Annotated in this window: 12 protein-coding genes; 6 read left to right on the top strand and 6 right to left on the bottom strand. The window is 75.1% G+C overall.

The features are described 5' to 3' along the window. The 6 genes from A2U95_RS12410 to A2U95_RS12385 all read right to left on the bottom strand — a co-directional run. Positions 1–1452: penicillin-binding transpeptidase domain-containing protein (locus tag A2U95_RS12410; RefSeq protein ID WP_240957295.1), on the bottom strand; the 1452-nt coding region annotated here is incomplete at its 3' end. A gap of 114 nt (positions 1453–1566) precedes the next feature. Then, a complete protein-coding gene (locus tag A2U95_RS12405) occupies positions 1567–2451 on the bottom strand; it encodes a TatD family hydrolase (protein WP_166022181.1) in 885 nt (294 codons plus the stop codon). Between the two features lie 45 nt (positions 2452–2496). Then, positions 2497–2805: a hypothetical protein gene (locus tag A2U95_RS12400; protein WP_166022180.1), complete on the bottom strand. Its 309-nt coding sequence runs from the start codon at positions 2803–2805 to the stop codon at positions 2497–2499. 146 nt (positions 2806–2951) lie between these two features. Continuing rightward, the gene (locus A2U95_RS12395; RefSeq protein ID WP_166022179.1) at positions 2952–3854 is read right to left on the bottom strand and encodes a 4-(cytidine 5'-diphospho)-2-C-methyl-D-erythritol kinase; all 903 of its coding nucleotides are present in this window, start codon (positions 3852–3854) and stop codon (positions 2952–2954) included. Continuing rightward, complete coding sequence (gene rsmA, locus A2U95_RS12390) at positions 3851–4786, bottom strand: 16S rRNA (adenine(1518)-N(6)/adenine(1519)-N(6))-dimethyltransferase RsmA (RefSeq protein ID WP_166022178.1); 936 nt, start codon at positions 4784–4786, stop codon at positions 3851–3853. The genes A2U95_RS12395 and rsmA overlap by 4 nt, the downstream gene beginning before the upstream one ends. 112 nt (positions 4787–4898) lie before the next feature. Continuing rightward, positions 4899–6605, bottom strand: a complete 1707-nt coding sequence (locus A2U95_RS12385) for a dolichyl-phosphate-mannose--protein mannosyltransferase (RefSeq protein WP_166022177.1) — start codon at positions 6603–6605, stop codon at positions 4899–4901. A gap of 93 nt (positions 6606–6698) precedes the next feature. Between A2U95_RS12385 and rsmI the strand changes: the two genes are divergently transcribed. The 6 genes from rsmI to A2U95_RS12355 all read left to right on the top strand — a co-directional run. Further along, a complete protein-coding gene (gene rsmI, locus A2U95_RS12380; protein WP_166025124.1) occupies positions 6699–7577 on the top strand; it encodes a 16S rRNA (cytidine(1402)-2'-O)-methyltransferase in 879 nt (292 codons plus the stop codon). 164 nt (positions 7578–7741) lie between these two features. Continuing rightward, positions 7742–9547: an ABC-F family ATP-binding cassette domain-containing protein gene (locus A2U95_RS12375; protein WP_166022176.1), complete on the top strand. Its 1806-nt coding sequence runs from the start codon at positions 7742–7744 to the stop codon at positions 9545–9547. A 484-nt stretch (positions 9548–10031) separates the two neighbouring features. After that, positions 10032–13349, top strand: coding sequence for a S41 family peptidase (locus A2U95_RS12370; protein WP_166022175.1), 3318 nt, complete (start codon positions 10032–10034; stop codon positions 13347–13349). A gap of 247 nt (positions 13350–13596) precedes the next feature. Then, entirely contained in the window at positions 13597–14367 is a 771-nt protein-coding gene (locus A2U95_RS12365) for a nucleotidyl cyclase domain-containing protein (RefSeq protein ID WP_166022174.1), read from the top strand. After that, on the top strand, positions 14364–16658 hold the full coding sequence (locus A2U95_RS12360) for a HEAT repeat domain-containing protein (protein WP_166022173.1): 2295 nt from the start codon (positions 14364–14366) through the stop codon (positions 16656–16658). Before A2U95_RS12365 ends, A2U95_RS12360 begins: the two co-directional genes overlap by 4 nt. A gap of 1 nt (position 16659) precedes the next feature. Further along, on the top strand, positions 16660–17501 hold an 842-nt coding region (locus A2U95_RS12355), incomplete at its 3' end, for an SPFH domain-containing protein (RefSeq protein WP_166022172.1).

The following is a 17501-nucleotide window of genomic DNA, read 5'->3' as shown; positions in this document are numbered from 1 at the left end:
GTCCGGGCCGAGGCCGCGCATGGCGTCCCTTCCCGACCCCTGGGTGGCGGTCAGGTGCATCATCTGCCGCAGCTGCGCGGCGACGTCCGGGGAGAGGCCGCGGGCGGTGGCGAGGCGGCGGCCGTCGAGCTCGGGCGACACCAGGCGGGGTTGCTCGAACGCGCCGGTCTTCGCGGTGGCCGTGATCGAGGCGACGTTCAGCGGGCTCAGCTGCACCTGCCCCTGGCCGATCGCGTTGGCGGCGCGGTCCGGACCGCCGGAGGCCGGCACGCTGCCGTCGAAGGAGACGACGCCGGTCTTCCAGTCGTCCCGGCCCAGCCCGAACCGCTCCCGCGCGACCTCGGACAGGGTGTCGTCCTCCACCTCGTCGATCAGCTTGATGAAGGCGGTGTTGCAGGACCGCGAGAAGCTGTCGGCCAGGGTGGCGTCCTCGTTCGGCGTCAGCCCGGTGATGTTGCGGAAGGTCTGGCCCCGCCACATCGCGTCCGGCGGGCAGGGCGCCGGGCCGGCCGCGCTGGTCACGCCCTCCTCGATCAGCATCGCCGCGGTGACGATCTTCATCGTGGAGCCGGGCGCGAGCCGGCCCTGGAACGCCGCGTCGAAGCCGTCCGAGCGGTGGTTGGCCATTGCCAGCACCTCGCCGGTGCTGGGCTCCAGGGCGACCACCGAGGACTCCGCGTACTGCTTCACCGCCGCCTCCGCGGCCTTCTGCACGGCGGCGGAGATCGTGGTGCGGATTTCGCCCGCCCTGCCCTCGGCCAGCGTCAGCAGGGGGGTGTCGGGGACGTCCGGGGCGGCGTGCCGGATCACCAGCTCCACCGACGGGCTGCCGCCCGCCGAGCTGCCGTAACGTTCCCGCAGCTGGGCGACGACCGGCTCCAGCGACGGGTACCTCTCGGCGGTGAGCACCTTCCCGTCGCGGTCCACGGCCTTGATCGCGGGTGCTTCGGACGGCCCCGTGACCAGGGTGTCGCCCTCCTCCAGCCGCGGGTGGACGACCGTCGGCTCCCAGTCGACCAGCGGCTTCGCGGTGGTGCGGCCGCGCACCACGGTCAGCTCGGTGTCGTAGGCGAGCGGCTTGCTCCTGCCGTCCAGGCTCACGGTCGCCCGCACCGAGAACGGGACGGTGGCGCCCCTCGCCTTCCCCGGGGTGATCCGGACGTCGCCCACCGCGGCCTGCTCGGACAGCCCGTTCAGCAGGGCGCCCGCGGCCGCCTCGTCGTTGGTGGCCGCGGCGGCGGCGTACCCGTCGCCCTTCTCCCACGCGTCGAAGAAGGCGGACGAGGCCTCCCGGACGTCCTCGGCGTCCAGCGGATCATCGGGATCGGCCGCGGTCAGGCCGATCCCGTCGCCCCCTAACGCCGACAGGACGTTGTACGCCCCGTACCCCGCCCCGCCCAGCAGCACGGCGCACGCCGTGGACACCACGGCGACCTTCGCTCCCTTGCGCATCAGCGCTCCCCTCCCCAGGTGCGTGACCGATGGTACGGAGGAGGACGAAGGGAAGGGGCGGAACGGTTTCGCGACGGCCCCGCGACGCTCCCGTGACGGCCCCGCGACGGTCCCCTACGGAGCGCGGTAGCCGAAGGCCCGTGCGGTGTTGGCGGCGATCGCCTCGCACAGCGCCTCCTCCGGCATCCCCCGCACCTCGGCCATCGCCCGGACGGTCACCGGGATCAGGTACGGCGCGTTGGGCCGGCCCCGCCACGGCGACGGGGTGAGGAACGGCGCGTCGGTCTCCACCAGCAGCAGCTCCGCCGGGGCCACCGCCACCGCGTCCCGCAGGTTCTGGGCGTTCTTGAAGGTGACGTTGCCGGCGAACGACATGTAGTAGCCCTCGCGCGCGCAGATCTCCGCCATCTGCGCGTCGCCCGAGTAGCAGTGGAAGACCGTGCGCTCCGGGGCGCCCTCCTCCTTCAGGACGCGCAGCACGTCCTCGTGGGCGTCCCGGTCGTGGATGACCAGCGCCTTGCCGTGCCGCTTGGCGATCTCCACGTGCGCCCGGAACGACCGCTCCTGCGCCGCGCGGCCCTCGTCGCCGGTGCGGAAGAAGTCCAGGCCGGTCTCGCCGACCGCCTTCACCTGCTCCAGCGCGGCCAGCGCGTCGATCTGGGCGAGCTGCTCGTCCAGCGCCGCCTCCCCGCCCGCCTCGCGCGCGCCCTGCCGGGACCAGCCGTCCGGGTCGCCCAGCACCACGCGGGGCGCCTCGTTCGGGTGCAGGGCGACGGCGGCGTGGACGTCCGCGTACGCCGCGGCCGTCTCGGCGGCCCAGCGCGAGCCCTTCAGGTCGCAGCCGACCTGGACCAGCGTGTTCACGCCCACCGCGGCCGCCGCCGCGAGGGCCTCCTCGACGGTGCCGGACTGCATGTCCAGGTGGGTGTGCGAGTCGGCGACCGCGATCCGCAGCGGCTCGGGCGGCGGAGGGGCTTCGGCGTGGTTCTTCGAAGGCATGCCACCGATCCTACGAACGCGGACGCCGCTCCCGTGACCGCGGGCTCAGGGCGCCGGGCGGTTCCACCAGTGGTGTCCGTGGGGCTGCGCCCGGTGCGAGCCCTGCAACAGCTCCTCGAAGACGTGCACCCGCCCCGGCTGCATGATCCGCACGACGTGGCTGCCGCAGTTCACGCAGACCGGCCGGGAGAGGGGGGAGGGAACGGTCTCGCCGTCGGCGCGGTAGGTCACGGACTCGGAGCCGTCGGCGTGGACGTGGTGGTGGATCTCGTAGTCCTGCTCCCAGCCGTACCCGCAGCGCATGCAGGCGAAGGAGTACGACTCCTGGGCGCGGTACGGAGGCTGCGTGGTCATGCCCGCTCCTTCCGACGCGACGGCATGTCCTGCCTTCCAGGCTATGCCCGCCGGCGGGCACGCGCGTGACGGACCGGGTCACGACGGCGGATCACGGCACGCCGCCCGCCGTGACGACGGGATCCCCGCCGGGCGGGACCGCGTGCCTAGAGCACCGTCGCGCCCGGGGCGGGCGCCGTGGCCAGGCGGACCGTGCGGCAGGTGCCCGACGCGGTGAGGGCGTCGGCGATCCGGGCGGCGGACGCGGCGTCGCGGGCCAGGTAGGCCGTGGTGGGGCCGGAGCCCGAGACCAGGGCCGCCACCGCGCCCGCCGCACGGCCCGCCTCGAGGGTGCGGGCCAGCTCCGGGAAGAGGGAGAGCGCCGCCGGCTGGAGGTCGTTGGAGACCGCCCCGGCCAGCGCGTCCACGTCGCCCTTGGCCAGCGCCGCCAGCAGCGGCTCGCTCGCCACCGGCTCGGGGACCACGGCGTGCCCGGTGAGCCGGTCGAACTCGCGGAACACCGCCGGCGTCGACAGGCCCCGGGAGGCCATCGCGAACACCCAGTGGAAGTCGCCGCCCACCTCCAGCGGCGTCAGCAGCTCGCCCCGGCCCACACCCAGCGCCGCCCCGCCCACCAGGCTGAACGGCACGTCGCTGCCCAGCTCCGCGCAGATCTCCAGCAGCTCCTCGCGGGAGGCGCCGGTGCCCCACAGCGCGTCGCAGGCCAGCAGCGCGCCCGCGCCGTCCGCGCTGCCGCCGGCCATGCCGCCGGCCACCGGGATGTCCTTGTCGATGTGGAGGTGCACGGCCGCGTCCCGGCCGGTGCGCCCGTACCGGGCGGCCAGGGCCAGTGCCGCGCGGGCCGCCAGGTTGGTGGCGTCCAGCGGCACCTGGTCGGAGCCGGGGCCCGAGCAGGTGACCCGGAGCTCCTCGGCCGGGGTGACCGTCACCCGGTCGTACAGCCCGACGGCGAGGAAGACGTTGGCCAGCGGGTGGAACCCGTCCGGCCGCGCGGCGCCCACCGCGAGCTGCACGTTGACCTTGGCGGGGACGCGGACGGTGACGCTCACGCCGGGGAGTCCTTCCGCTCGGCGGTGCCGTGCCGCCCGGCGCCACGGCTTCCCGGGGCGTGGTCGCCGGGGACGCGGTTCTCGGCGATGCGGGCGAACTCGTGCACGGTGAGGGCCTCACCGCGGGCCTGCGGCGACACCCCGGCGGCGACCAGCGCGGCCTCCGCGGCGGCGGCCGACCCGGCCCAGCCGGCCAGCGCCGCCCGCAGCGTCTTGCGGCGCTGCGCGAACGCGGCGTCGACCACCGCGAACACCTCCTGCCGGGAGGCGGAGGTGGCGACCGGCTCGGTGCGCCGGACCAGCGAGACCAGGCCGCTGTCCACGTTGGGGGCGGGCCAGAACACGTTCCGCCCGATCGCCCCGGCGCGCTTCACCTCGGCGTACCAGTTGGCCTTCACCGACGGCACGCCGTACACCTTGTTGCCCGGCCCGGCGGCCAGCCGGTCGGCGACCTCGGCCTGCACCATCACCAGCGTCCGCTCGATGGTGGGGAACGTCTCCAGCATGTGCAGCAGCACCGGCACCGCCACGTTGTACGGCAGGTTCGCCACCAGTGCCGTCGGGGCCGGGCCGGGCAGCTCCCGCACCAGCATCGCGTCGGAGTGCACCAGCGCGAACCGCCCGGCCCGCTCCGGCATCCGCGCGGAGATCGTCGCGGGCAGCGCGGACGCCAGCACGTCGTCGATCTCCACGGCGGTGACCCGGTCGGCGACCTCCAGCAGGGCCAGCGTCAGCGAACCCAGGCCGGGGCCCACCTCGACCACGGTGTCCTCGGGGCGGACCTCGGCGGTGCGGACGATCCGGCGGACCGTGTTGGCGTCGATCACGAAGTTCTGGCCGCGCTGCTTGGTGGGGCGGACCCCGAGGGCGGCGGCGAGTTCGCGTACGTCTGCGGGACCGAGAAGGGCGTCGGCGGGGGTGGGGCTGCTCACGGCACCAGCGTACGTTGCCGCGGGCGGCCCTCCGCCCGCCGTCGTCGCACCCGGCCGTCGCACCCGCGGCCGCCGGCCCCGGCCGCCGCCCGGGGCCGTCACGGCGCGGCCGTCACACCCAGGTGTCCAGCCACATCCGGGTCTGCCACTCCTCCAGCGGGATCGGCTCCCCGGTGAGGACCGGCCAGAAGTGCGCGAAGTTCCACAGCACCAGCAGCACCAGCAGGCCCACCCCCGAGATGCCGGCCACCCGCCGCGTCTCGCCCGCGTCCGGCCGCCCCAGCATCGCCCCCGCCGTCATCGCCAGCGCCAGACAGAGGAACGGCACGAAGGCCACCGCGTAGAACAGGAAGATCGTCCGCTCCTGGTACATGAACCACGGCAGGTAACCGGCCGCGATCCCGCACAGGATCCCCCCGGCCCGCCAGTCCCGGCGCAGCGCCCACCGCCACAGCACGTACAGCAGCGCGAAGCAGCCCGCCCACCACAGCATCGGGGTGCCGATGGCCAGCACCTCGCGGGCGCACTTGTCCGCCACGTCCGACGGGCAGCCGTCCTGGCCCGGACCGGGCGACTCGTAGAAGTAGGAGACCGGGCGGCCCATCACCAGCCACGACCACGGGTTGGACTCGTAGGTGTGCGGCGAGGTCAGGCCCACGTGGAAGCCCCACACCTGGTTCTCGTAGTGCCACAGGCTGCGCAGCCACTCCGGCAGGAACGTCCAGCCCGCGCCCTGCCCCTCGGTGGCGGCCCAGTTGCGGTAGTAGCCGCCGGTGCCGTCGTCGGAGGAGAGGATCCAGCCGGTCCACGACACCACGTAGGTCACGACGGCGACCGGCACCGTCGCCACGAAGGCCGGCACCACGTCCCGCCGCAGCACCGCCCCGTACGGGTTCCGCGCCCCCGCCGCGCGCCGCGCGCCCACGTCCCACAGGACCGTCAGCAGCCCGAACGCCGCCAGCACCACGAAGCCGCTCCACTTGGTGCCGATGGCCAGGCCCATCATCAGGCCGGCCGCCCACCGCCAGGGCCGCGCGCCCAGCCGCAGCGTCCGCGCGATCTCCGCGTCCGGCCGCACCCGGCCCTGGCCGTCCGCGGGCAGCGCGGCGGCCAGCCGGGCCCGCGCCCGGTCCCGGTCCACCACCAGGCAGCCGAACGCGGCGAGCACGAAGAACATCAGCACGCCGTCCAGCAGCGCGGTCCGGCTCATCACGAAGTGCAGCCCGTCGACCGCCAGCAGCAGGCCGGCCAGGCACCCCAGGAACGTCGAGCGGAACATCCGGCGGCCGATCCGGCAGAGCATCAGCACCGACAGCGTGCCGAGCACCGCGACCATGAACCGCCAGCCGAACGGGTCGAAGCCGAACATCAGCTCGCCCAGGCCGATCACGTACTTGCCGACCGGCGGATGCACCACGTAGGCCGGGTCCACGGGCAGCGGGACGTCACCGCCCCGCTCGATGATCAGCTTGTCGACGTCCTTGGGCCAGCTCAGCTCGAACCCGCGGTGCACGAGCGCCCACGCGTCCTTCGCGTAGTACGTCTCGTCGAACATCACCGCCCGGGGGCTCCCCAGGTCCCGGAAGCGCAGCAGGCCGGCGAAGAGGGTCACCAGCAGCGGACCCGCCCAGCCGGCCCGGCGGGCGAGGGCGTCGCCGGTGGCCGGCGGGATCCGCAGCGTCTCCCACAGGCGAGGGCCGGGCGACATGAACGGGGGCACCAGCCGGCTGCGGACGTCGCCGGCGGGCGGACCCGCCGCCTCGCCCTTGAGCGGCGGCCGGCCCTGCCGGAGGTCCGTTTCGGTCGGGGTACTGGTCACCGCGCCATCGTAGGGAACAGGGCGGTGCGCGGGGCAGGGTTGGCGGGCTGGGACGATGGAACGGTGACCGATACGCCTTCCGACACGCCCGCCGTGTCCGTCTCCCCCGCCTCCCCGTCTCCGGAGGGCGGCGTCCTCGTGCTCGCCGGAACGCCCATCGGGGACGTGGCGGACGCCCCGCCGCGCCTGGCCCGGGAACTCGCCGGGGCCGACGTGGTCGCCGCCGAGGACACCCGCCGGCTGCGCCGCCTCACCCAGGCGCTCGGGGTGCGCACCGAGGGACGGGTCGTCTCCTACTTCGAGGGCAACGAGACCGCCCGCACCCCCGAGCTGGTCGAGGCGCTGCGCGGCGGCGCGCGGGTGCTGCTGGTGACGGACGCGGGCATGCCCTCGGTCTCCGACCCCGGCTACCGGCTGGTCGCCGCCGCCGTGGAGCACGACATCAAGGTCACCGCCGTGCCGGGACCGTCGGCGGTGCTGACCGCGCTGGCGGTGTCCGGGCTGCCGGTGGACCGGTTCTGCTTCGAGGGGTTCCTGCCGCGCAAGGCCGGCGAGCGGCTGGGGCGGCTGCGGGAGGTCGCGCAGGAGCGGCGCACCCTCGTCTACTTCGAGGCGCCGCACCGGCTGGACGACACGCTCGCGGCGATGGCCGAGGTGTTCGGCGGGGACCGGCGGGCGGCGGTCTGCCGGGAGCTGACCAAGACGTACGAGGAGGTGCGGCGGGGACCGCTGGCCGAGCTGGCGGCGTGGGCCCGGGAAGGGGTGCGGGGCGAGATCACGGTGGTGGTCGAGGGCGCGCCCGAGCCCGCGCCCGGGGACGTGGACGCCGAGGAGCTGGTGCGGCGGGTCCGGGTGCGGGAGGAGGCGGGGGAGCGGCGCAAGGAGGCGATCGCCGCGGTCGCCGCGGAGGCGGGCGTCCCCAAGCGGGACGTCTTCGATGCGGTCGTCGCCGCGAAGAACGCGGACCGCTGACCCCGGCGGCCGCCCGGCCCCGCGCACGCCGCCCGCACCGGGCGCCCCCGCACCGGCGGGCCGCGGCGCCGCCCTCGGAGGCGGGGGGTGCGAACCGCGCCCCCCGCACCCCCGGGCGGGGGCTAACCTGGACCGCTGAGCTCGTCCCCCTCGGTTGGAGAGAAATGGCCGTCAACCTGGTCAATGTCGAGAACGTCCACAAGGTGTACGGCACCCGCACCCTCCTGGACGGCATCTCCCTCGGCGTCTCCGAGGGGGACCGCATCGGCGTCGTCGGCCGCAACGGCGACGGCAAGACCACCCTGATCCGCCTGCTCGCCAAGCTGGAGGAGGCGGACACCGGCCGCGTCACCCACGCCGGCGGCCTCCGCCTCGGCGTGCTGACCCAGCACGACTCCCTCGACCCCGGGGCCACCGTCCGCCACGAGGTGATCGGCGACCTCGCCGACCACGAGTGGGCCGGCGACGCGAAGATCCGCGACGTCCTCACCGGCCTCTTCGGCGGCCTGGACCTCCCCGGCTTCCCCAAGGGCCTGGACACCGTCATCGGCCCCCTCTCCGGCGGCGAGCGCCGCCGCATCGCGCTCGCCAAGCTGCTCATCGCCGAACAGGACCTGATCGTCCTGGACGAGCCCACCAACCACCTCGACGTCGAGGGCATCGCCTGGCTCGCCGCGCACCTCGCCGCCCGCCGCTCCGCCCTCGTCTGCGTCACCCACGACCGCTGGTTCCTCGACCAGGTCTGCACCCGCATGTGGGACGTGCAGCGCGGCGACGTCCACGAGTACGAGGGCGGCTACTCCGACTACGTCTTCGCCCGCGCCGAACGCGAGCGGATCGCGCAGACCGAGGAGGCCAAGCGGCAGAACCTGGTCCGCAAGGAGCTGGCCTGGCTGCGCCGCGGCGCCCCCGCCCGCACCTCCAAGCCCCGCTTCCGCGTCGAGGCCGCCAACGAGCTGATCGCCGACGTCCCGCCGCCGCGCGACACGTCCGAACTGATGAAGTTCGCCTCCTCCCGCCTCGGGAAGACCGTCTTCGACCTCGAGGACGTCACCGTCCAGGCCGGCCCCAAGACCCTGCTCCAGCACGTCACCTGGCAGCTCGGCCCCGGCGACCGCATCGGCCTGGTCGGCGTCAACGGCGCCGGCAAGACCTCGCTGCTGCGCGCCATGGCCGCCGCCGCCCGCAGCGACGGCGAGGAGCAGCCCGCGGCCGGGCGGATCAAGGTGGGCCGGACGGTCAAGCTGGCCTACCTCTCGCAGGAGGTCGCCGAACTCGACCCGGACTGGCGGGTCCTGGAGGCCGTGCAGAAGGTGCGCGAGCGCGTGGACCTGGGCAAGGGCCGGGAGATGACCGCCGGCCAGCTCTGCGAGACGTTCGGCTTCACCAAGGAGAAGCAGTGGACGCCGGTCGGCGACCTCTCCGGCGGTGAGCGCCGTCGGCTGCAGCTGCTGCGGCTGCTGATGGACGAGCCCAACGTCCTCTTCCTCGACGAGCCCACCAACGACCTCGACATCGAGACCCTCACCCAGCTCGAGGACGTCCTCGACGGCTGGCCCGGCTCCATGATCGTGATCTCCCACGACCGGTTCTTCGTCGAGCGCACCACCGACCGGGTGTTCGCCCTGCTCGGCGACTCCGCCCTGAGGATGCTGCCGCGCGGCATCGACGAGTACCTGGAGCGCCGCCGCAGGATGGAGGAGGCGGCCGCCGCCTCCGCCCCCGCGCCGGCGGCCAGGCCCACCGCGGAGAAGAGCGCCGCGGACCAGCGGGCCGCCAAGAAGGAGCTCCAGAGGATCGAGCGCCGGATCGACAAGATCTCCGAGCAGGAGGGCAAGCTGCACGCCCAGATCGCCGACAACGCCACCGACTTCGCGAAGGTCGCCGAACTCGACGCCAGGCTGCGCGAACTCGCGGGCGAGCGGGACGAGCTGGAGATGCAGTGGCTGGAGCTCGCCGAGGACGCCTGAGGGTCCCCGGACCCCTGACGGGGCGTCACCGATAACAGCGGCGTCACGGGCCGGTCCTCCCTTGGGAACAGGGGAGGAACCGGCCCGTCGCGTTCCGGCACGGGTGATAGAAAAGGCTCCGGTATGACAATCGGTCCTTGAGTGCCGCTGAGGGGCCAGGAAGCGGACAGGCGCGGCGCGTCGGTCAGTGAAGAGGGGGAGACGCTGATGACTCAGCCGCCCGATCAGCCGTCCCGGCCGTCCGACGACGACCCGCTGCGCAAGTCCGCGCGGCCCCAGGACGCCCCGCCGCCCGGCCACCCCGCCCCGCAGCAGCCGCCCGCCCCGCCCGCGCAGCCGCCGGCCCCTCCCGCCCCGCCGGCGGGGGCCTGGCGCCCGCGACGGCGGCCTTCCCGGCGGCGGCGCCGACGGCGCCGGCCCCCGGCGGGCCCGCGCGGACGCCGCCCGAGTTGCCCGGCCGCCCGGACCGCCGAAGCATGGTGGGGTGACCTTTTTCCGCCTGCCCCACCTCCGCGGCGACCTGCTGTGCTTCGTGGCCGAGGACGACCTCTGGCTGGCGCCCTTGGAGAAGGGCGGCGAGTGCGGCCGGGCGTGGCGGCTCACCTCGGACCGCACCAAGATCGGCCACCCCCGCTTCTCGCCGGACGGCACGCTGATCGCCTACACCTCCTGGCACGCCCTGGCCCCCGAGGTGCACGTAATGCCGGTGGAGGGCGGCGGGGCGACCCGGCTGACCTACTGGGGCGGCCCGGACGCCCGGGTCTGCGGCTGGACCCCGCCCGACCCGGACCTCGGCGGCCGCAGCGACGTCCTCGCCGTCTCCTCGCACGGCCGGCCCTTCCCGGTCACCTTCTCCTACGCGGTCCCCCTGGACGGCGGCCCCGGCGCGCCGCTGCGCTGGGGACCGGTCTCCGACATCGACCTCACCGCCGACCCCCGGGCCGCCGCAGGACACGGGGCGGCGGAGGAGCCGGAGCACCCCGGGAACGACGACGAGTGGCGCACCCTGCTGCTCACCGGCACGCCCCCGCACGAGCCCGCCTCCTGGAAGCGCTACCGCGGCGGCGCCACCGGCCGCCTCTGGCTGGACGGGCAACGGCTCCTCGCCGGCCTCGGCGGGCACCTGGACTGCCCGCAGTTCGTCGGCGACCGGATCGCCTTCCTCTCCGACCACGAGGGCGTCGGCAACCTCTACTCCTGCGCCCTGGACGGCACCGGCCTGCGCCGCCACACCGACCACGCCGAGTTCTACGCCCGCAACGCCTCCGGCGACGGCACCCGGGTGGTCTACCAGTGCGGCGGCGACCTGTGGATGCTCGACGACCTCACGGCCGGCTCCGAGCCCCGCCGGCTGGACGTGCGCACCGGCGGCCCGCGCGCCGGCCGCCGCGTCCACCAGGTGCCGGCCGCCCAGCACGTCGGCGGGATCGCGGTGGACGGGACCGGGCGGGCCAGCGCGGTCGTGGTCCGGGGCAGCCTGTACTGGCTCACCCACCGCGACGGTCCGGCGCGGACCATCACCGACCTGCCGGGCGTGCGGGTGCGGCTGCCGGAGATGCTGGGCGGCAGCGGGCGCATCGCGTACGTGACCGACGCCGAGGGCGAGGACGCCGTCGAGATCGCCTACCTGCCGCGCGCCACCGGCGACCGGGCCCCGCACCGGCTGGCCTCCGGACGGCTGGGCCGGGTGCTGGAGATGCACGCCGACCCGGACGGCGGCCGCCTGGCGGTGGCCTCCCACGACGGCCGCCTGCTGCTGATCACCGTCTCCGACGACGCCGGCTCCGACTCCGGGGCGTACGGCTCGGTCACCGAACTGGTCCGCTCCGACAACGGCCCGGTGCGCGACCTCGCCTTCTCCCCCGACGGCGCCTGGCTCACCTGGTCGCACCCGACCGTGGGGCGGACCCTGCGCCGGATCAAGCTCGCCCGGATCAAGGACGGCCTGGTCGTCGACGTCACGGACGGCCGCTTCGAGGACGAGAGCCCCGTCTTCACCAGCGACGGCCGCTACCTGGCCTTCCTCTCGTGGCGGGGCTTCGACCCGGTGTACGACGTGCACACCGGCGACCTCTCCTTCCCGCTGGGCTCCCGCCCCTACCTGGTGCCGCTCTCCTCCGCCACGCCGTCGCCGTTCGCCCTCTCCCCCGAGGGCCGCCCGGCGGCGGGCGGGCTGGAGATGGAGGAGGCCGACGAGCCCGGGGTGGTCTCCATCGAGACAGAGGGCCTGGAGAGCCGGGTGACGCCGTTCCCGGTGGCCGCCTCCAAGTACTCCGGGCTCACCCCGGTGGCGGGCGGCGGGCTGGTCTGGCTGCGCTGGCCGATCTCGGGCGCGCTCGGCGAGACCTTCGCCAACCCGGACGACCCCAGCGACCGGCCCTCCCTGGAGCACTTCCACATCGCCAAGGCGCGGCGCACCGAACTCGTGCGCCACCTGGAGTGGTTCGGCGTCAGCGGCGACGGCTCCCGGCTGGTGGTGGTCCAGGACGGCGAGCTGCGCGCCATGCCGGCCACCGAACCCGGCGACACCGACACCACGGTGTGGATCGACGCCCGGCGGATCCTGCACCGGGTCGACCCGGGCGCCGAGTGGCGGCAGGCGTACGAGGAGGCCGGGCGGCTCACCCGGGCCTACTTCTGGGACCCCGGGATGTGCGGCATCGACTGGGACGCGGTCCTCGCCCAGTACCGGCCGCTGGTCGAGCGGGTCTCCACGCCCGACGAGTTCGCCGACCTGCTGCGCGAGGTCCTGGGCGAACTGGGCACCTCGCACGCCTACGTCACCCCCGCCCGCCGCAACGAGGGACCGCCGCACTACCAGCGGCGGCAGGGCCTGCTCGGCGCGGACCTCGTGCGCACGCCGGCGGGCTGGCAGGTCGGGCGGATCCTGCCGGGCGACTCCTCCGACTCGCGCGCCCGTTCCCCGCTGGCCGGCACCGGCGTCCGCGAGGGCGCGGTGCTGACCCACGTGAACGGCCGCCCGGTCGAGGTCACCGCCGGCCCCTTCCCGCTGCTCGCCGGCACCGCGGAGACCACCGTGGAGCTGACCTTCGCGTCCCCCGGAGACGGTCCCACCCGCCGGGTCGCGGTGCTGCCGCTGGCCGACGAGCGGCCGCTGCGCTACCAGACCTGGGTCGCCGAGCGGCGGGAGATCGTCCGTGAGCTGAGCGAGGGACGGTGCGGCTACCTGCACATCCCCGACATGGGCGGGTCCGGCTGGGCGCAGTTCAGCCGGGACGTCCGGATGGAGGTCTCCCGCCCCGCCCTGATCGTCGACGTCCGCGGCAACGCGGGCGGGCACATCAGCGAACTGGTCGTCGAGCAGCTGACGAGGACGATCCTCGGCTGGGACGTCACCCGCCACGCCCAGCCGGTCTCCTACGCCTCCAACGCGCCGCGGGGGCCGGTGGTGGCCGTGGCCGACGAGGCGACGTCCTCCGACGGCGACATGATCACCGCGGCGTTCAAGCTGCTGGATCTCGGCCCGGTGGTCGGCCAGCGGACCTGGGGCGGCGTGGTCGGCATGACCGGCCGGCACCGCCTGGGCGACGGCACGGTCATCACCGTGCCGATGAACGCGGCGTGGTTCGACGCCTACGGCTGGTCGGTCGAGAACCACGGCGTCGAACCGGACGTCGAGGCCCTGCGCACGCCGCTCGACTGGGCCGAGGGCCGCCTCACCGGCCTGGAGGACGCCGTCCGCATCGCCCTCGACCTCCTCTCCGAGCGGCCCGCCGCCACCCCTCCCGGCCACGACGCCGTCCCCGACCGCACACGGCCTCCGCTGCCCCCGCGGTCCTGACCGGCGCGCCGGCCCCGTACGGCGCCGGCGCCGTGCGGGGCCGGCGGCCCGGTCCGGGAAGGGCCGCAACCGGGACGGGCCGCAGCCGGGCCGCACCCGGAATGCGTCCGACCGGGACGACATCCAGCCATTCACAGGAATGCGCCAAATGGCGTGGACCGTGCAGCACCGCTTGTCGTGTACTTGGTCCCCACACACCCCGGACCCCGCACAGGGCCCACCGCCGACTGCCTTGGGGGAGGTCGTGATGGCCGGCGACGTCATGCACCACTGGATCCTGGTCCTCGACGTGGAGAACTTCAGCTCCCGCCGGGACCCGGTGCAGCGGAGGGTGCGTGCCGCGATGTACCGGGCCCTCGACGGCGCGTGCGACCGGGCGGGGCTCTCCCCGGGCTCCCGCACCACCGAGGACCGCGGGGACGGCGCGCTCGTGATGGTCGGTCCGGAGGTCTCCCCGCTGCTGCTGGTGGGGCCGCTGATGCGGGAGCTGGACGAGGAACTCCTCCAGCACGCCGAACAGGCCAACGAGGAACACGCGTTACGCCTGCGCGTGGCCCTGCACCAGGGGCCGGCGGGCCGCGACGGCCACGGCTGGTCGGGGGACGCGGTGAACACGGCGTTCCGCCTGGTCGACGCCCCGCCGCTGCGCGAGGTGCTCACCGCCGCCACCGCGTCGCGGATGGTCCTCGCGGTCTCCGACGGCCTCTACCGGGACGTCGTCCGGCACGCCCACCGCGGCGTCGACCCCGCCTCCTTCCTGCCGTTCGAGTTCACCGCGAAGCACGACCGGGCGCTCAAGGGCTGGATCACCGCGCCGGGTTACCCCGCGCCGCCCGGCCTGCGCCCCGCCGGCGACGCGGCCGGCGACGCGCCGGCCCGCGACCGGGGCGGGGCCGGCGGGCTCCTCGACCGCGACCCCGCGCCGCGGGTCACGCAGAGCGCGGAGACGGTCCAGGGCGACATGGTCGCCGGCGACAAGAACCAGACCGTGCGCACGAGCGGGGACGTGCGCCTGTGACCGCCGCACCACAAGGACAGCCGGCCGCCGGTGAGGTTCGGGGGAACGCACCGTCGGCCGGCCCGGCGTCACCCCCGCCCCCGCGCCAGGAGGGGAACCGGCCCGGCGCCCCCGACGCAGGCCACCCCCGGCCCGCCCAGGGCGGACAGCCGGCCGCCGACCCGCCCGCGGACGCCGGCCCGGAGGAGACCGCCGCCCCGGACCCGCGCCCCGACCAGGAGTCGGGCGCCCAGGACGCGACCAGCCGCCTCGGCGAGGGCTCGCAGCGGCGCGCCCGGCTGCGCCAGGCCGCCGCCAACGTCGCGGGCGACATGGTCGGCGGCGACAAGTACGTGGTCCTGCTGGGCGGCCGCCGCAAGAGCCTGAGCCTGCTGTCGCCCCTCGTCGTCGAGCAGGTCCGCACCGCCTACGTCGACCACGGCGCGCGGGCCCAGGAGGACGCCCGGGAGGCCCTGGCCGACCGCCGTCTGCTGGTCCTGCGGGGCGCCCCGGGCCTGGGCAAGTCGGCGATGGCGGTCCGGCTCCTGCTGGGCCGCTGCGAGGCCTCGGCCGTCTACCACCTCGACAGCGCCGTGGAGTTCGCCTCCCTCGCCGATCAGCTCGAGGACGACGACGGACGGGTGGAGCCCGGGGCCGGCTTCCTGCTCGACCGGCCGCAGGACATCTCCGGACTGGACCGGCAGACGTACGAGCGGGTCCGGGGCGCGCTGGCCCGGGCGCGGGCGTGGATGGTGATCACCGTTGCGCAGGGCGACCTGGTCGACGGGGAGATCCTGGCGGGCGTCCTGGACGTCGCCGAGGAGACCGCGCCGGCGCCGATCCGCGTCGTCGAGGCCCACGTGCGCCGGCTGCTGACCGGACGGGACGCCGAGCGGGTGATGGGCCTGGACGGCGTGGCGGAGACCGTCGAGGAACTGCTGGGGACCACGCCGGCCTGCCGCCAGGCCGGCGAACTGGCCGCCGAGCTGTGCCGGCAGTTCGAGGAACTCGTGCACGTCGACCTGGACCGGCTGCGGGAACACCGGACCCGGCTGGAGGCCGAGGACTTCGAGATCTGGGCCGAAGGACTGCCCGACACGGCGGCCCGGAGCTTCGCCCTGGCCCTGGCGGTGCTCAACGGCCTCCCCCGGGAGGACATCGCCCAGGCCGCCCGCTCGCTGCGGGAGCGGCTGGAGGACACCGCCCCCCACCTGCGCGGCCCGGGCCCGGACGGCCGGACCGTGTCGTCCCGCGACCTCTTCGCCACCCCCCGCCGGCGGCAGCTGGCCCGGCTCAGGGCGACGGAGCGCGACAAGCAGGACGGCGAACCCGGCCGGGTCCTCGAGTACCGGGACCCCGGCTATCCGCGCCGGATCATCCTGCACGCCTGGACGCAGTACGAGATCCAGGGCGAGCTGCTGGACTGGCTGGGCGAACTGGCCGAGCACCCCTCGGAGGACGTCCGGATCCACGCCGCGACCGCCGTGGGCGTGCTCGCCACGGACTCCTACCGGCACATCGGACGGCGGGTGCTCGCCCCGTGGGCGGGGAGCGACAACCCCGTCCACCGGGAGGCGGTCGCCTACGCGCTGGCCGTCGCCTGCCACGACAGCTGGGTCCGGACCGAGGTCGCCGACCTGCTCACCCGCTGGTACGGCAGCGACGACGTGCCGCTGCGGGCCACCTCCGTGCGCGTGCACGGCCTGGCCGAACTGGCCGACGACCAGATCGCCGAGATCGTGCCGGTGCTCGCCGTGGACGACCTGCGGCTGGCCGTGGCCGCCGGATACGCCCTCGCCGACCTCCTCGCGGCCGACCAGGACGCGGTCGGCCGCATCCTGCCCGAGCTGCGGCGCGCGGCGGACCGGCACGCCTCGCGCCGCCCGGCCCTGCTCGCCTTCCTCATCGTGGCCTCCCAGGTGGTCGTGCGCACCGAGGAGGTCGACCCGGACGCCACGGTGCCCGAGTGGCCCTCCCTGCTGTACCTGGCGCACCGGCGCGCCGAGCTGCGCGAGCCGTTCCGGTGGCTGTGGTGCGAGGCGCTCAACGAGTCCTTCCTGCACCGGGAGGCGGAGCAGGTGCTCACCAACTGGGCCGGGCTCGCCGAGAAGGACGCCGAACTCAGGGAGATGCTGCGCCTGCTGTCCCGGGCGGTCGCCGAACGCGACGGCAGGGCGGGCCGGGTGCTGCGGGACTGCGCCGAGACCTGGCGCGCCGCGGACCGGGTCGTGAAGCTGCCGCGGACGGCCACGCTGGTCCTGGGCCAGCTCGACATCCAGCTCGACCACCACCTCGCCCCGGGAAGGGTGTGACATGCCCCTGTCTCTGATCCTGAACGAGACCGCCATACCGCGCGGCGCGGTGGGCGCCCGCACCGACCTCCCCCCGTCCTTCGCCGTGGTGTACCCCGTGGAGGGCAGCGGCCGCTTCGAGGTCGAACACCAGAGGACCCGCGGCCAGCGCTGGTTCGGCGGCAGCCGGCCCTGTTTCGTCGTCGACCTCAGCGACCACCACCGGCAGGCCAACGTCACCCGCACACCGCTGACCTGCCGGGACGGCGCGCACCGGTTCCGGGCCTCGATGGACGTCGCCTTCCGGGTCCACGATCCCGCGGCGCTGGTGCAGCGCAACGTCCGCGACGCACTGGCCGTCGTCTACGGCTACGTGACCGACGTGGTCCGCCGGGTCGCCGCGCGGTTCGCCGTCGAGGAGGCGCGGCAGGCGGAGTACCAGGCCAACCAGGAGCTGGACCGCGACATCGCGCTGCCGGAGGGCATCACCGTCTTCCGGTGCCGGGTGCGGATGGACGCGGACGAAGCCGTCGAGAGGCACCTGCGGGCGCTGAGCGAGGAGTCCCGGCGCAGACAGCTCGGGCAGACCACGCACCTGACGTCGGTGCAGCGGACCGAGGCCGAGGAGGAGATCCGCGACCTCCGCGAGCGGGCCGAGGCCCGGCGCCTGGCGGAGCGTCTGGCGGCCACCGCCCACGAGAAGATGGACATCGAGCGCCTGGTCCGCCAGCACCTGGCGCAGCACCCGCACGACACGGCCACGGCGCTCAACCTGCTGACACAACTGAAGGCCGCGGAGTCCGCGCAGCTGCAGACCGCGTCCGACCAGCGCCAGGACCTGCTGCGTTTCCTGGTGGAGCGGGA

The sequence above is a fragment of the Streptomyces chilikensis genome, assembly GCF_001642695.1.
In the GTDB taxonomy this organism is placed as follows: Bacteria; Actinomycetota; Actinomycetes; order Streptomycetales; family Streptomycetaceae; genus Streptomyces; species Streptomyces chilikensis.
The sequence above is the reverse complement of the archived record's forward strand: the minus strand, read 5'-3'. Positions and strand labels throughout refer to the sequence as shown.

Excerpts from the sequence above, each read along its gene's own strand:
- A2U95_RS12405 (WP_166022181.1), bottom strand. The coding sequence starts at position 2,451 with ATGCCTTCGAAGAACCACGCCGAAGCCCCTCCGCCGCCCGAGCCGCTG.
- A2U95_RS12400 (WP_166022180.1), bottom strand. The coding sequence starts at position 2,805 with ATGACCACGCAGCCTCCGTACCGCGCCCAGGAGTCGTACTCCTTCGCC.
- A2U95_RS12375 (WP_166022176.1), top strand. The coding sequence starts at position 7,742 with ATGGCCGTCAACCTGGTCAATGTCGAGAACGTCCACAAGGTGTACGGC.
- A2U95_RS12365 (WP_166022174.1), top strand. The coding sequence starts at position 13,597 with ATGGCCGGCGACGTCATGCACCACTGGATCCTGGTCCTCGACGTGGAG.